This window comes from Nocardia sp. NPDC055029 (genome assembly GCF_053608525.1).
The window spans coordinates 90,724-104,951 of record NZ_JBSGVQ010000007.1; the positions used below are offsets into that span (position 1 = coordinate 90,724).

Annotated in this window: 15 protein-coding genes and 1 pseudogene; 6 read left to right on the forward strand and 10 right to left on the reverse strand. The window is 67.9% G+C overall.

Going from position 1 to position 14,228, the window contains the following annotated elements; all coding sequences use genetic code 11:
- Positions 1-8: 8 nt before the first annotated feature.
- The 3 genes from ACWF9G_RS09105 to ACWF9G_RS09115 form a co-directional block, all read right to left on the reverse strand.
- A complete protein-coding gene (locus tag ACWF9G_RS09105) occupies positions 9-317 on the reverse strand; it encodes a DUF7677 family protein (RefSeq protein WP_452514655.1) in 309 nt (102 codons plus the stop codon).
- A gap of 623 nt (positions 318-940) precedes the next feature.
- Positions 941-1,825 (reverse strand): phosphotransferase enzyme family protein, encoded by an 885-nt coding sequence (locus tag ACWF9G_RS09110; RefSeq protein WP_452514656.1) that lies wholly within the window; start codon positions 1,823-1,825, stop codon positions 941-943.
- On the reverse strand, positions 1,822-3,102 hold the full coding sequence (locus ACWF9G_RS09115) for a helix-turn-helix domain-containing protein (protein WP_452514657.1): 1,281 nt from the start codon (positions 3,100-3,102) through the stop codon (positions 1,822-1,824). Before ACWF9G_RS09115 ends, ACWF9G_RS09110 begins: the two co-directional genes overlap by 4 nt.
- Positions 3,103-3,428: 326 nt before the next feature.
- Here ACWF9G_RS09115 and ACWF9G_RS09120 point away from each other — a divergent pair, with 326 nt between their 5' ends.
- From ACWF9G_RS09120 to ACWF9G_RS09145, 6 genes and pseudogenes are all read left to right on the forward strand, one after another.
- A complete protein-coding gene (locus ACWF9G_RS09120) occupies positions 3,429-3,644 on the forward strand; it encodes a hypothetical protein (protein WP_452514658.1) in 216 nt (71 codons plus the stop codon).
- Between the two features lie 235 nt (positions 3,645-3,879).
- Positions 3,880-4,269 (forward strand): DNA-directed RNA polymerase subunit beta, encoded by a 390-nt coding sequence (locus tag ACWF9G_RS09125; protein ID WP_452514659.1) that lies wholly within the window; start codon positions 3,880-3,882, stop codon positions 4,267-4,269.
- Positions 4,270-4,646: 377 nt separating this feature from the next.
- The gene (locus tag ACWF9G_RS09130; RefSeq protein ID WP_452514660.1) at positions 4,647-5,462 is read left to right on the forward strand and encodes an SAM-dependent methyltransferase; all 816 of its coding nucleotides are present in this window, start codon (positions 4,647-4,649) and stop codon (positions 5,460-5,462) included.
- Positions 5,450-5,974 (forward strand): GNAT family N-acetyltransferase, encoded by a 525-nt coding sequence (locus ACWF9G_RS09135; RefSeq protein ID WP_452514661.1) that lies wholly within the window; start codon positions 5,450-5,452, stop codon positions 5,972-5,974. The genes ACWF9G_RS09130 and ACWF9G_RS09135 overlap by 13 nt, the downstream gene beginning before the upstream one ends.
- Before the next feature lie 65 nt (positions 5,975-6,039).
- Positions 6,040-6,090 (forward strand): annotated as a pseudogene (locus tag ACWF9G_RS09140) (hypothetical protein); the annotation flags it as partial.
- A gap of 8 nt (positions 6,091-6,098) precedes the next feature.
- The gene (locus ACWF9G_RS09145) at positions 6,099-6,233 is read left to right on the forward strand and encodes a hypothetical protein (RefSeq protein WP_452514662.1); all 135 of its coding nucleotides are present in this window, start codon (positions 6,099-6,101) and stop codon (positions 6,231-6,233) included.
- A gap of 28 nt (positions 6,234-6,261) precedes the next feature.
- On the opposite strand, the gene ACWF9G_RS09150 is transcribed toward ACWF9G_RS09145, so the two are convergent.
- The 7 genes from ACWF9G_RS09150 to ACWF9G_RS09180 all read right to left on the reverse strand — a co-directional run bounded on the left by ACWF9G_RS09150 (position 6,262) and on the right by ACWF9G_RS09180 (position 14,142).
- Complete coding sequence (locus ACWF9G_RS09150; RefSeq protein WP_452514663.1) at positions 6,262-7,641, reverse strand: hypothetical protein; 1,380 nt, start codon at positions 7,639-7,641, stop codon at positions 6,262-6,264.
- A 10-nt stretch (positions 7,642-7,651) separates the two neighbouring features.
- Positions 7,652-8,476: an ABC transporter permease gene (locus tag ACWF9G_RS09155; RefSeq protein ID WP_379308280.1), complete on the reverse strand. Its 825-nt coding sequence runs from the start codon at positions 8,474-8,476 to the stop codon at positions 7,652-7,654.
- A gap of 29 nt (positions 8,477-8,505) precedes the next feature.
- On the reverse strand, positions 8,506-9,471 hold the full coding sequence (locus ACWF9G_RS09160) for an ATP-binding cassette domain-containing protein (protein ID WP_452514664.1): 966 nt from the start codon (positions 9,469-9,471) through the stop codon (positions 8,506-8,508).
- Positions 9,468-10,724 carry a glycosyltransferase gene (locus tag ACWF9G_RS09165; protein WP_452514665.1) on the reverse strand — a complete coding sequence of 419 codons (1,257 nt, stop codon included), beginning with the start codon at positions 10,722-10,724 and terminating at the stop codon, positions 9,468-9,470. Before ACWF9G_RS09165 ends, ACWF9G_RS09160 begins: the two co-directional genes overlap by 4 nt.
- Positions 10,725-10,726: 2 nt before the next feature.
- Positions 10,727-12,154, reverse strand: coding sequence for a condensation domain-containing protein (locus tag ACWF9G_RS09170; protein WP_379308277.1), 1,428 nt, complete (start codon positions 12,152-12,154; stop codon positions 10,727-10,729).
- Between the two features lie 303 nt (positions 12,155-12,457).
- Positions 12,458-13,402, reverse strand: a complete 945-nt coding sequence (locus tag ACWF9G_RS09175; protein ID WP_452514666.1) for a hypothetical protein — start codon at positions 13,400-13,402, stop codon at positions 12,458-12,460.
- Positions 13,403-13,452: 50 nt separating this feature from the next.
- Positions 13,453-14,142 (reverse strand): TVP38/TMEM64 family protein, encoded by a 690-nt coding sequence (locus ACWF9G_RS09180; RefSeq protein ID WP_379308275.1) that lies wholly within the window; start codon positions 14,140-14,142, stop codon positions 13,453-13,455.
- Positions 14,143-14,228 lie beyond the last annotated feature (86 nt).

Genomic DNA, 14,228 nt, shown 5'->3' on the forward strand with positions numbered 1-14,228 from the left:
TCGCTGCGTCAGTAGAGAGCGCATTCCCATGACTCGAGGGCTGCTTGCCCCCTCGGGAGTTCCCCAGTGCAGTACTGGTACAGGAAAGCGGCGGCGCGACTCTCGGCGTACTTCTCGTTGAGTGGTTCTCCATCGTCGTCGAGTTCGAGGACATTGGCGAAGATCGCGAAACAGGTCTCCATCTGGGAAGGCGAGTCCTTCAGTTCGTCCCAGTAGTTGAGGCCCTCCAGCATCGGATAACCGACCGAACCGCGGGCGACCCAGCCGGCGAACCGACGGATCGCCCCCGACGCGCCGTGACCAAGATTTGTTGCCATCCGGCGAACCTATCCGGTGGGAGCCATGAGCGGATGTTCAGATGACACGCTCAGTCCGCGAGACATGCCCGCAAGCGGTGTCAGATTTCGCCGATACCAGTGGATCTCAGCGCCGCCGCCCGATGTCCGAATTCACCGATAGACGACGTCCGAACTCACCGCCGTGGCACTGAACTCGACGGTTGGTCAGGGAGGCCATACCCGCCCAGTACATTTTCGATCTCCAACGCACCGAGCGTCTCATGACGGGCAGTCGGTCAGCCTCACCCTGTCCTTCCACGCAGTCGGACAGCACGAAATCAGGTAGACCGCCACCGGCGGCGGTGGCATGATCCAGCGCGGTGCTGGATCAGAACGGACGGTGGGTTGTTGGTAGATCTCGATCTGGACGCGATCGCGCAGTGGGCCGAAGAGGTTTCCGCCGCAGCAATTCAACGCCCATATGCCAGTTGATTCCGCACTCGTCCGATACCACCGAAGCGATGCCGAGATCGCCAACGACGATGTCTACTCTGGGGCGATCTATCTGATCAGATCACCCGCGACGCTGCCGCCGTCGAGCGGATAGCGAGTGGCCTACCTTGTCGCCGGGCAAATACAGGGCTCCAACCCTGGAGATGGTGTTAGGCGATCGGTTCCCACCCGGACCAGGGTCTAGGACCAGCCCGGCCACGAAGGCAGTCAACTCGGTGTTGGGCCTGGGATTCATGTTTCATGTTCGCTCCTGCCACTTGGGCGGCCATGGAGGTCATGCGTAGCTCTCGAATATCGCGTAGCAGTGTGAACCCGGCCCAGGTTGTCACGTCGTCGCCGTATGCGTCACAGAAGTCGGCGTACCGTTCGGCTGAGATCCAGCCGAACGAACTGTGTTTGATCGCAGTCGACACGAGGTCCCACTCGGGCGGACCAACAGAAGCCCGTTCCAGATCAAGTAACGTGGTCACTCCCGCGTCGGTCGTGACCACGTTCCCTTCCCATGCATCACCGTGGATCGGCGACCACGGCTTGCCGGATGGCAATTCCTTCCAGCCTGCACGCAGCTCGGAGACTCGTTCACGCATCCAGCGCTGGTCTGTTTCCCTCAGTGAAGATGCACCGTCGATCCGCTGTTCGAGTCGAACGAAGGGCTCGACATCCGACAAGAACGCTGGCACAGGCAGGTTGTGTAGCTTGCGAAGTGCTCCACCTATCTCGCGTTCGGTTCCGTTTCGGTGTGGTGGTAGTTCCTTCCACAACGTCACGGGGCGCGAGTCGATGACGGCGAAATCGGAGCGGCTACCCAGCGGTTGAACGGCCGCAACGTTGTGGGATTGGAGCCAGGCAGCGATCTCGAGTTCGCGGCGCGCCGCGGCGGTCTGACCCGCGCGAGCTATGCGAACCACCAACCGCTGCCCGGGTACTCGAAAGATCGCGTTCTCGGCGATCTTGATGGCGATCATGCCGTCGGCGGCGATGCCTGCGCCCGCGCAGGCACGTCGGGCGACTTCCTCGAGTTGCTGTGCGCTCATACGTTGGGCGATGGCGCCGGGATCTTGACGTCGGCGCGATGTGCGTAGCGACGAAGCTCCGCAATATCCTCGGCGGCTCGCTGGGACTTGAGTTCGCGAGCTCGCCCGATCGCTTGCCCCGCAATCGCCAACGCTTCATCACTGTCACCGGTCGCCATGACCAGCGATGCCAGCTTGATCGTCGACATCGTGCGTGACCGCGCTGCGGCGTCGGCGTGTCCGTTGACCGCAGCGGACAGACGTTCGCGGGCCTCTCCCACGAAACTTCCGTGGACTGCGATGTCGAACAGGGCGTGGCCGGTATCGCCCGCGTGCTGCGCGCTGTCGTAGTAGCGCATCCATGCGGGGTCATCGCCAGGCACGCAGCGGCTGAAATCACGGTCTGCTTTGGCCACAGAGTTCAGCGTGGCGGGAACGTCTCCCAGTTTGGCGTGTACGCGCGCTTCGGTGGTGTGCAGCATCGCGCGCTCGGTCGCGGTGAGCTTGTCGGCTTCGGTGAATGCCCTTCGCACATAGCCGAGTCCGTCATGATTGCGGCCGGTCCAGATCGCGTGCCGGGCCATGGAGGACAGGATTTTCGCCCGCAGGTTCACCGCGCCGGACTCCTCGGCGCAATCGAGCGCGAGCGCGAACATGGATTCGGCGTCGCTGTGCGCGCACGCGTCGAAGGCCATGAACGCGGCGGTGTGCGCGAGTGAGCCGACCGACATCTGTAGTGCGGCGCGGTCGCGAGGTGAACAGTCAGCGCGTAGGTAGGCAACCGCGACCCGCAGCTGTGCGACCACCACGTCACGGACGAGGCCGCCGCCGTAGGTGGCGTCCCATCGTGCGAACAGCTGCGCGGCCTCGCGAATCTGTTCGATCTCGACGACGCCGACGCGTGACGGGCTGGTGACTGTGCGGGTTTCGCTCAGCATCTTGGTGAGGCGGTCCGGCGTAACCATGACTGTTGCAGCGGTAGCTGCGGCCGCACGCAGGAATCCTTGTCGGTCCACGGCGTCCACGGTAGCGGCGTTCGGAAGCTTGAACCACAACAAGTCCGGCGGGATTCGCAGGACGGTCGCCCAGCTGATCAGCTTGGACAGCATCTCGGGCGGCGGGCCGTTCTCTATCCGGCTCAACTGTGCTTGGCTCAGGCCCAACCACTGGGCCACCTGTATCTGACTGAGTGGCTGCCCGTGGGCGGGGTGGTTGCGATACGCCTCGATGACCGAGCCCATATGCCAGCTGGCGAGCGCCACACGCAACGGGTTGTGAGACCAGAATTCGGCCGGCATCTCAGGAGGCCCGTCGAATGGCTCGATGTGCGCGCACTTAGCGCACCAGGGGCCAGGATTCAGCCGACTCAGCACACCCCCACAGGTCGCGCAGTTGCGTCCGTTGCTCGTACGCGTCATCGTCTGCGCTCCCCTCGATCGGTGCCCCACACACAACGCGAATATGACGACGCTATCACCCGCTCAGGGTGCTGGTATGCGTCGTGCGTATGTCCGTTATCCACTGTGCGCGTTGCCCATAGGTGAGTTTCAAAGCGATTGTCAGTTTGTCCGCATCACAACGAAACGGACCTTGTAACCAACGGCAAGCCGACCGAGGTGGCCCGATGACAAACACGCTCGAAACCGATGTTCTCGCCATGCTCGAACGTGGTGGGATGCTGACCGCCGAGACGATCGCGCGCAACCTGAACACGTCGCCCTGGCGGGTGTCGCGTGTCCTGCACACGTTGCGCCGCAACGGTGACGCTTTCCGGAACCGGCAGGCGCAGTGGCAGATATCGGCCGGGCAGCGTCGCCCGCGACGTCAGGCGACCCGATGAATCACCCCACGCCAGCCACACCCGAGAGACTTGCCGACCTGATAGCCGCGCTGGAAGCAATGCGCGAAGCCGGATGGATCGACATCACGCCCGAACCGACACCGAGCCAGGGCGCAGGGCCGACCGGTCCGAACGGGGGCTACCGATGACACAAACCAGCCCACCCACCCCTATCTACAACGAAACGCCCCGCTCACGGTGTGAGTTCTACCGGCGCGTGTGCTCACTGCCCACCGTGGACGACCCGGTAACCGGGCGGATCACGATGCGGGCGGGGTTGGTCGGGGCGGTGATGATGCCCACCGAGCTGGCCGAGCGTGTCAAAACGGCCCTTGATGTTCGTGGGGTCGCGCCATTGACGATCATCGGCCACCCCCGCGCGGACATGTGGACGTTCTTGGTGCGCGCCGATATCCGGCCGATCGGTGACCCCGAAATCGTGGCCCGACTATGGCAAGCGCGGGTGGTGGTGATCCGTGAAGGCGATATCGCGCTGCCGTCCCCGACCCGCGACGAGCTGATGGTCCGCACGTGGATATCTCCGGCCATCAGCGCTTTCCGGCCCTCGGGCGCGGTGGTCGTCCATTGCGCCCTTGGGTTCATACCGCAGCGGCACCGGCGATGAACCGAAGAGGTCGGTCTCCGTGCCCGGACGAACCCGACGTCCATATATCGATCGAATTCTTTAGTGTGCGAATGGATTTCGTCGCGTGCCCGACGGCCGCACTCGTGTTCGTCTGTGACGTGGCCGCCCGCCGACCTGGCACCGTAGCCGTGGATTCCAGACACTGCGCGGGGTTTCCCGCCTGCCGAACGAACGTCTGTATCTGCTGCCCTGACCGGGCCTCCACCCGAACCAACCGCATGCCCACCCATGCGCGTGCCCCGGTGAAACCCACACGACACCTCACCGGCGGCCGCGCCGGACGGGCGGCCCCGGAGTCGTTTCCCAGCGATCTCCGGGGCCACACCAACTTTCGATCCGCAGGAAGGAGACCCCACGTGAGCGAACCCGGCCGCTCCACAGTCCTGGACCTGTCCCGCCCCAACAGCGCACGCATTTACACCGCCCTACTCGGTGGCAAGGACTACTACACCGCCGATCATGCGATCGCGCAGAAGCTGGCACGGAACAAGATCGCGCCCGCGATCACCGAATCACGGCGGTTCGCCCTACGCGCGGTCGGACACCTCATCGACCACCACCAGGTAACCCCGTTCGTGGAACTGGGATGCGGTATTCCGCACACACCCAACATCCACGACATCGCCGGGGATCGCCTCGACACCGCGCGCACGTTGTACATCGACAACGATCAACTCGCGGCGACCCACGCCCGCGCACTGATGACCGGACACACCACCCACACCGCCGAAATCGACCTCACCGACACCACCGCCGTACTCGACGCCATCACCACCACCCTCGACCCCACGGCACCGATCGCGCTCTGCCTGTCCGGCACCGCCGAACTGATCGGCGACGCCCCGGCGATGCTGGCGGCATTGACCCGCGCGCTACCGGCCGAAACATGGCTGGTGTTCACCCACATCACCGCCGACATGCACGGCCACCACATCGACGCAGCCGCAGAGACCTTGTGCGCGGCCGGGATCGCTTACCACCCACGCACCCACGACGACCTCACAGCGATGCTCACCGGATACCGCCTACACACCCCCGGACTGATCGAGCCACACCGCTGGCGACCCGAACTTCTCGGCGTCGGCCGCTACGACCACGCCATCGAACCGCTACACCCCGCCGTGTGGGACCTGAGCGCTTACGCCGCCATCGGCCAACAGTGCCCGACCTGATTGCACCGACCACACGTCTGCACACCGCATGGCTCGAGGCGCGTGACGACTGGGGGCCCGGCGTTCACGAGGACGGTTTCGGGCTGCGGCCGTCCGACGAGGTCGCCTCGCCGGCCGGGTTCGTGGCGTGGGTGACGCGCCTGGCTGAGGATTCTGATCCAGCGAAGGCGACGGAGGGTGGCCGGGTGCGCTGCACCTATCGATGGATCGTCGACGGGGACCGGGTCCTCGGCGGAATGGCGCTGCGGCACGAGTTCAGCGATCTCGGCCATATCGGCTACGGCATCCGGCCGTCCGCGAGGCGGCGAGGACTGGCTACCTGGGCGCTGGGCCGAATGCTCGGTGAGGCACAGGAACTCGGCCTGGACCGCGTACTGATCATCTGCGCAATCGACAACATAGCCTCGGCGAAGACGATCGAGCGCAACGGTGGCGTCCTCGAAGGTGTCCGCGACACCGAGCACGGCCCTACGCGGCGGTACTGGTTCGAAATCGGTGCGCTGGGGAGTTGACTCCCGGTCACACATCCGCCGGTGGGAGTCGGCACGGCCGCTACGAACCCAGAACATGGGAGAGCATGGACCGCGGCTTGCGGGTTGAGGCGGTCTTCGCGTCTCGAGGCTGCGTCAGCTTGACATGGACAGACAGGCCGTGGCGGCATGCGGACGGCAACTGGAGCTCAGCGAAGCGTGTCTCGCCTTCGCCGGTCTTCCAGCATGGAACGACCAACCTGAGATCGTCGAGAAGCTGCTCGCCGACTTCCTGCAGTGACCTGCCCGATCCCTTCCGCCTGAGGTTCTCACCAGAAGCGCGGGGTCAGGCCCCAGTCCGCGAATTCCGCGGCGAGGAGTTCCTGGAGGGCCGCGCGGGTGGGGAAGCGGTCGGGGTCGCCGCCGGTGACGACCAGGGTGACGGTGTCGTCGTCGCAGGAGAAGGCGAGGTTGACGCCTACCTCTACCTGGCGGAACAGGTCGACCGGGCCGGGGTTCACGACCGGGCGCATGATGACGTCGCGGGCTCGGTGGGGGCCGAGGACGGCGATGTTCTGGGCGGTGCGGCCCATATTGGTGCACAGGCATTCGGGTGCCTTGGCGGTGCGGGCGAACTTGTGCAGCACCACCTTCGGCAGCAGCATCTGCACCGGTTGCAGGTGCTGGATCGGGGGGATGGTCTCGGGGTTGCGGTAGGCCAGGCCCGCCGCCTTGAGTGCGGCGCGGACCGCGGGGAGGTCGGCGCGCTCGCCTGCCCGGTAGGTGACGCTGATCGGCAGGCCGGTGGTGGCGTTGGCGCGGGGATCGTCGGCGACGCGCATCGAGTGGGGGATGTCGACGCGGACGTCGGCGCCGTCGGCGATGCGGCCGCTGCGTCCCAGCAGGCCGACGGCGACGCCGATCAGCAGGCCGTTGGTGGTGCCGCCGTTGGCGGCGGCGACCGCGTCCCAGTCGGCGAGGTCGACCTGGACGATCGTCTCGGCGGCCTGCCAGGTCTCGGCGTGCGGCAGGCGGGGCTCGGCCGGGCGCGGATTGCGGGCCGGTTCGCTGACCCCGCGGGCGCGGCGCGCGGCGCGCACACCGCGCGCGACGGCGCGCAACTGTCCCCTGGCATCGGCGAGATCGGCGGCGAAGCGGCCCGAACCCGCCACCGGGCCGACCAGATTGCCCGCGCTGGCGGCGCGGTCGGGGGTCTCGCTGCGATTGAGCCGGTCGAGGGAATCGACGATCGCGTGCATCATGCCGCCACCGTCACAGGCGACATGCGAGGCGACCAGGGTGACGACGGTGCCGCCGGACTCCGTGTGCGCGCCCGCGAGCTGCCACACCAGCCCGCGCTCGGGGTCGAACTCCACCGCGGCCTGCTCGAGGAACCACTCCAGCACCGCGTCGTCGGGCAGTGGCGTCGCCGACCAGACCAGGGGAAGCGACTCCTCGGCGGGCTCCCAGTGGGCCCGCGCGATCGGGAACCGGGTGGTGCGGACCCGGCGGGCGATGAACCCGGTCGACAGATGCGCGTGCCAGTGCCGCAGCAGCTCGGGGTCGAGGCGCTCGTCGAACCGGTAGGCCAGCTGGTTGACCAGGGCGTTCGGGTAGAGGCTGTGCAGTTTGAAGAACAGGTCGTCGTCGGCGGTGATCCGGTTGAGGCCGGCCGGTCCGGCCACGACGGCGGGGGAGGTGACGGTCATCGGTAACTCCTCATCGGGAACGGAGAGTGCGCACGGTCAGCGGCGCGAAGACGGCGACAACGACCACCGAGGCCACCAGCGACCAGCACGCGTCGGCACCGACGGTGCCGTGGGCGGCCAGCTCGCGCACCGCGGAGACCAGGTAGGACACCGGATTCACGTTCGAGACGTGCTGCATCCAGGTCGGCATGGATTCCTCGGGCACCAGGGCATTGGAGGCGAAACCGAGGAAGGTGAGCACGAGCATGCACATGCCCTGCACCGCGGCGGGCCGGGCGACGGTGGCGCCGATGAACGCGAACAGCCAGCTGATCGCGGTCGTGGCGAAGACGACCAGGACGGCGCCCGCCAGGAAGCCTGCGGTGTGCTCGGGCCGGTAGCCCATGCAGAAGCCGACGATCACCACCGTCGTCGCGGCGATGAGATAGCGCACCGTACCCGCCAGCAACGCTCCCGCAACCGGTGCCGAGCGGGCGATCGGCATCGCGACGAACCGGTCGAACACACCCGAATGGATGTCCTCGGACAGCTGCACACCGGTGGCGACCGAGGAGGTCAGCACGATCTGCACCAGCACACCGGGAATCATGATCGGCAGATACGCCTCCATGCTGCCGGCGATGGCGGTGCCGAAGATGCTGCCGAACAACACCGGTCCCACGATCGGCAGCAGGATGGCGTCGTAGAGCAACTGCGGACTGTGCCGGAAGGTGAGCAACCCGCGCCAGGCCATCATCAGCGAATGCTGCAGGGCGGCGAGCGCACTGACACGGGTGACCCGCGGAGCGCGCACGACCTGTGTCGGCTCGGCGGCGGTCTCGGTGGTGAGAGTCATGGCGGTTCTCGAACTTTCCCGGAGGGTGGTCACGCCACGCCGACGCTGTCGGTGGTCTTCGCGTGCCCGGTCAGCGACAGGAACACCTCGTTGAGGTCGGGCCGGTCGACCGCGAAACCACGCAGGGTGATGTCGGCGGCGCGGCAGGCCGCGACGATGTCGGCGCCGAGCGCGACATCACGCAGGGCGACGGTCAGCATGCCCGTCGAGGAACCTTCGGGGATGTCGCCGGTCAGGTCCTGGATCAGCGTCTCGGCGCGGCGCAGGTCCGCGGTGTCGGGGATGTCCAGGCGCAGAACCTGTTCTCCGATGGACGCTTTCAGCTCGGCGGCGGTGCCCTCGGCGACCAGCGTCCCGCGGTCGATGACCGCGATCCGGTCGGCGAGCGCGTCGGCTTCCTCCAGGTACTGGGTGGTCAGCAGCACGGTCGCGCCGCGGTCGACGAGGCCGCGCACGATGCCCCACATGCGATCACGGGTGTGCGGGTCGAGGCCGGTCGTCGGCTCGTCGAGGAAGATCAGCGGTGGCACCGTGATCAGCGTCGCGGCCAGATCGAGGCGGCGGCGCATGCCACCGGAGAACGCGGACACACTGCGGCGGGCGACGGCCGAGAGCTCGAACTCCTCGAGAAGTTCGTCGCTGCGCTGCGCCGCGGCACGCCGGGACAATCCGAGGAGTCGCCCGAACAGGCGCAGATTCTCACCGGCGGTAAGCGTTTCGTCGACGGAGGCGTACTGGCCGGTGAGCCCGATCATCGAGCGGACCGCGGTCGCGTCGCGCACCACGTCGAAGCCGAAGACCTCGGCGCTGCCGCGATCCGGGCGCAGCAGTGTCGCCAGCATGCGGACCGTGGTTGTCTTGCCCGCGCCGTTGGGGCCGAGCATCGCGAACACCGAACCAGCGGGAATGCTCAGGTCGATGCTGCCGACCGCGGTGAAGTCACCGTAGGACTTGCCGAGTCCGCTGGTGCGCACGGCGATTTCGGTGCTACTCACTGCGGCCTCCCGGCATGATCCAGTTCGGGTGCCGGGAACGACGCGGGGACAAGGGCTTCCACCTCGTCGGCGGCGAGACTGACGCCGCTGTCGGGGAAACGGCCCGCGTAGGCGGCGGCACGTGCGACGACATTCGGGTCGGCGACCCGGTCCAGCATGGCGGTGAGCGCGTCCGCGTCCAGATCGGTGGCGCGCAGGGTGTCGGCCAGGCCGAGCCGCGACAGCGCGCGCCCCCAATACGGTTGATCGGCCTGGATCGAGCAGATCACCTGCGGCACACCGGCACGCAGCGCGGCGGCCGTCGTGCCCGCCCCGCCGTGGTGCACCGCGGCGACGCACCGCGGGAACACCGCGGCGTGGTCGACCTGGTCGACGATCGCGACCTCGGCCGACAGTTCGGGCTCGATGCCCGCCCAGCCCGCGGCGAGCAGCAGCCGTCTGCCGCGCCGGGCGCAGACCGTGCGCAGCATCGTCACCAGCGCCGCCGGATCGTCGACCGCCATCGAGCCGAAGCCGACATAGATCGGCGCCGCCCCCGCGTCGAGCCAGGCGGACAGCGCGGAATCGACCGGGCCACCGAGGGAACCGTCGGTGTCGACGGCGAACCCGGTGATCGGGTGCCGATCCGGCAGCTCCGCCGCCAACCCGGGAAACAGGTCGACGTCATAGGCCTGGATCGACACCCTGTCCGGCAGTGGATGTTCGACGATCCCGAACTCGGCCAGCGGTTCGGCCAGCGCGGCGTCGCGCGCCCACCGCAGCCCGGACCAGATCCGCCGATTGAGCGCACCGGGAATCCGCTGACCCCACGCGGTCGGCACCACCGGTACCGAGCGATTCGGATGGATCGGGAAGAAATGCACTGCGGCCAACGGCAATCCGACGCGCCGCGCGGCCTTCTCGGCCGCTTCCTCACCTGCCATCCCGGTCACCAGCACGTCGTGGCCCGGCGCCAGGACGAGCAGGTCGCCCACCGCCTCGGTCACACCGCGCCGCTGCAGATCCAGCACCGCACGCAGCCGCTGTCGCGGACTGAGGCTGCGGAACCGGCGATCGGCGTGCTGGGTGCGCAGCAGTTCGGCACTGTCGCGACCGAAACCGACGGCGGGAACACCGTGGCCGGTCGCGAACTCGACGAGATTGGGGGAGAGGGCGAGCGTCACCGAGTGCCCGCGAGCCCGCAGTTCGCGGGCAAGCAGGATGCCGGGCTGGGCATCGCCCCGGCTCCCGGTGAAGGCCAGCAGTGCACGCATCGTCAGCCCGCGCTCAGCGCTGCCGACGCGGCGTCGGCGACCGGTGCGGCCGCGGCGGGCGCGGCGAGGGTGGTGACCGCGTAGATGGCCCTGGCGAATTCGGTGAGGAAACGGTCCATCACCTCGGCGGGCAGACCGGCGGGGTAGCGGGTGGAGACGTAGAGACCCTCAGGGCCGCGCACGACCCAGAAGTACACCTCGTCGGTGGAGTACGAGACGGCGCGCAGGGTGCGTCCGCGCAGGTCGGCGACCAGTTCGTAGTCCGGGAGCATGCGGATGTCGAGGAAGGAGGCGCCGAAGGTCGGGCCTTCGAGCGCGCCCGCCATCGCCAGGGACCGGCCCCACGAGGCGTCGTTGCAGACATGGGCGCGCTTGAGCGCGGCCCGGGTGACATCCAGCGCGACCGACATGTCGGCGCCCGCGGGCAAGGCGATGTCGACCGGGACGACATTGACGAACCAGCCCATCGACTCGAGCCAGCTCAGATCCGGCCGGGTCGCGATCGGCATGATCGTGCGGAAACGGTCGTCGCCGAACACTTCCCGGGACGCGGCGGCGAGCGCGGCGAAGACGGTGACCGAGAGCCGGTGCTTGATCCGGCCGAGCGACGCCTCCACCTCTTCGAGCTGCTCGAGGGTCAGCAGCGTGCGCGAGACACTGGGCTGGGCGTGCTCACCGTCGAGCGCGGCGACCATGCCCTCGGCGAAACGAGGCATGGGCGATCCGGGCTCACCGACGAAATCGCGCCACACCGCCACGGCGGGGGAGTCGGGGGTGAGTTCTTCGGCCGCGGCGCGCTCGACGGCGGCGTAGTCGGCGGCGCTGCCGAAGGTGGCCGAATCGCGGATCTCGCCGCCGGTGCGCACGGCGGTGTAGAGGGTGCGCAGCTCGAGGATGAGCACGGCCTGCGAGTAGGCGTCGAGCACCGAGTGGTCGGCGGCGACCAGGACGGTGAAGTCGTCGGTGTCATGCGCGACGGTGGCCACCAGCAGGTGCGGCCACACCAGCGGGGAAAGACGCAGTTCCAGTGTGCCGCAGAGGAAGTCGTTGATCTGGTCGCCGTCGGTGAGATCGGCGACCGGAACGCCGGTGACCCGCACGGTGCCGGGGGCGGTGGTCACCCGGTGGTAGTCGCCGTCACCGGTGGGGGCGACGGTGGTCCGGAATCCCTCGTGGCGGTCGTGCCACAGCTCCAGCGTCGTGGCCCACACCTGCGCGTCGAGCGGGGCGTCCATCTCGAAGATGGTGCCGATCCAGCGCCCGCGCCCCGGGCTGGGATCCTCGGGATCGAGGAAGCCGAGGTACTGGGAGTGGACGCTGGCGAGCGGGCGCTCGTCGTCGTACCAGGAACCGGGAGAGGCGAGTTCGGGCGTCCAGATGGACAGTGCGCCGGAGCGAATCCGGAATTCGGACAGGTGGGTGTATTCCATGCGGGGGTCACCTCGGGGTGCAATGCAAGCCGAAATCGGCGCGAACGGGGAAGGTCGGTGAGCGCGGCCGCGTCACCGGGTGTTGCTCTGGATCCCGCACCGGATGTAGCTGGCGAACCCTGGGCTATCCCGAGTCTATAACTCTGAGAGTTTTCTGAAATGCTCGTTAGTCACAACTGGTCTATGTGAAGAAGCTCACTTTCGAATTGTGTCGGATCGCCAGCGTAACCCGGTGCCCCTGAAGTAAGGGGGTTTCTGTTCAGAAATCTGAGCGAAGGTGGCCGGCAGTGCTGTGAGCTGCGGTTATGGTGCTGATGGAGCGCCGTACTCGGCGAGAACGGTGCCATGCCGGACCACGCCGGACAGTCCTGGCAGCTCTGTCGGGGGCGACCAGGACCGGAATCCGTCATAGCTGTCGCTGAAGAAATAGCGACCATCGAGGTAGGCATCGAGGTAGATCCGGTGCCCACCGTCGGGCAGCCGGACCACCGACTGGCCTTCGCGCGGACCACCCCATCCGGCCCAATCGCCGGTCGCCACGAACGTATAGGGCCCGATCGGGCGATCGGCCACGGCGAGTTCGATCAGCTTGGAATCCTCGTTCTTGACGAACGCGAACACCCGGCCCGCCAGACGCACCAGCGTGGTGTCGATGTAGCCGAGGGAACCCGGCTTGCCAGGGCCGAGTCCGAGCAGGGGGACCGGCGGCGCCCAGGTCGTGAGCCCGGCGTCGAGGGGGATCAGCAGGTGCGGGGTGAATCCGCGTCCCCCGGTGAGCGAGACGATGATGCCGACCCGGCCCGCCGCGTCGGCATACCACTCCGGCGCCCATGCGCCCTCGAGCCTGCCCGGCACGAGCATCGGGATATTGCCGAGCGCGGTCCAGGTGATCCGGTCCAGGCTGCGGGCCAGGCCGATCGCGGTGGCGTCTCCGGCGATCGTGTAGGTGAGGTAGTAGATGCCGTCGCTGTGGAGCAGGATGCTGGGATCGCGGACCAGGCCCGACGGCGGCGTGAACGCGTGCTCGCTGACGGCGGTGAAGTCGGTGCCGTCCGTCGATTCGTAGACGGCGAGGGTGGTATCGCTGTCGGCGCGGAACGCGGTCATCGTGTACCGGATCGGTGCGCGGTCCGGGTCGGCCCCGACGCCGGGCCCGAGGGCGGACTGCGCGCGCGCCGTGCCCGCGGCCAGCAGCGGCAGCCCGGCCAGCAGTGCGAGTGCGGATCTGCGGCCCACGGTCATCGCCATGACGTGGGATTATCCGGCCGCGACGGCGCCGGATGCGGCAGGCGCGCCGGTCAGCCGCGGACGTTCACTGGTTCCGCGTCCGGAGTAGCTGCCGGAGCGGGCGCCAGCGGTAGCCGCGCGTCCAGGACCAGTCCCAGCAGGCCGATCGACAGGCAGATGGCCGACACGGTGACGGCGATCGGGTTGGTGTCACCCGCCAGGGAGCCGGCGAGGATCACCGTCGAGATCGTGCCGGGCGCCGAACCGGCGAGCGTGGCGATCAGATACGGCAGCGTGCGGACCGAGGACAGGCCACAGCAGTAGTTGACGATCGAGAACGGTGCCATCGGGATCATCCGCAGGGCGGCGACCGCGAGCCAGCCGCGCTGGGCCAGCCGGGTATCGATCGCCCGGACCGCGGGGTGGTTCAGGTGGTCGGCGACCCTGGCCCGGCCCACCGCGCGCACCCCCAGCAAGGCCAGCGTCGCACTGACGCCGGTCGCGCCCAGCGCGATGACCGAACCGAGGACCGGGCCGAACAACACCCCGCTGGTCACCGTCAGGACGGTGCGCGGCACCGGGGCCACCGCGACGAGCGCATAGAAGAGGAAGAACAACACCGGCAGCAGCGGCCCCGCGCCCCCCGCCCACTCCCTGATCTGCTGCGGACCGGGCAGCGGAACCAGCATCGCCACCACGAACAGCACGGCGATCCCGGCCAGGGCCATGAGCAGGCGCGGGGATCTGATCAGTCCAGACACCGCGCAAGCGTACCGGTCGGTAGGGGATGGCCCCAGTGCTCGGACAGCGTGTCACAGTTAGCATCATGGATGAACCGGACACATCC

Excerpts from the sequence above, each read along its gene's own strand:
- ACWF9G_RS09115 (WP_452514657.1), bottom strand. The coding sequence starts at position 3,102 with ATGCCGGCCGAATTCTGGTCTCACAACCCGTTGCGTGTGGCGCTCGCC.
- ACWF9G_RS09120 (WP_452514658.1), top strand. The coding sequence starts at position 3,429 with ATGACAAACACGCTCGAAACCGATGTTCTCGCCATGCTCGAACGTGGT.
- ACWF9G_RS09150 (WP_452514663.1), bottom strand. The coding sequence starts at position 7,641 with ATGACCGTCACCTCCCCCGCCGTCGTGGCCGGACCGGCCGGCCTCAAC.
- ACWF9G_RS09110 (WP_452514656.1), bottom strand. The coding sequence starts at position 1,825 with ATGAGCGCACAGCAACTCGAGGAAGTCGCCCGACGTGCCTGCGCGGGC.
- ACWF9G_RS09170 (WP_379308277.1), bottom strand. The coding sequence starts at position 12,154 with ATGGAATACACCCACCTGTCCGAATTCCGGATTCGCTCCGGCGCACTG.
- ACWF9G_RS09105 (WP_452514655.1), bottom strand. The coding sequence starts at position 317 with ATGGCAACAAATCTTGGTCACGGCGCGTCGGGGGCGATCCGTCGGTTC.
- ACWF9G_RS09175 (WP_452514666.1), bottom strand. The coding sequence starts at position 13,402 with ATGGCGATGACCGTGGGCCGCAGATCCGCACTCGCACTGCTGGCCGGG.
- ACWF9G_RS09155 (WP_379308280.1), bottom strand. The coding sequence starts at position 8,476 with ATGACTCTCACCACCGAGACCGCCGCCGAGCCGACACAGGTCGTGCGC.
- ACWF9G_RS09145 (WP_452514662.1), top strand. The coding sequence starts at position 6,099 with ATGGACAGACAGGCCGTGGCGGCATGCGGACGGCAACTGGAGCTCAGC.
- ACWF9G_RS09165 (WP_452514665.1), bottom strand. The coding sequence starts at position 10,724 with ATGCGTGCACTGCTGGCCTTCACCGGGAGCCGGGGCGATGCCCAGCCC.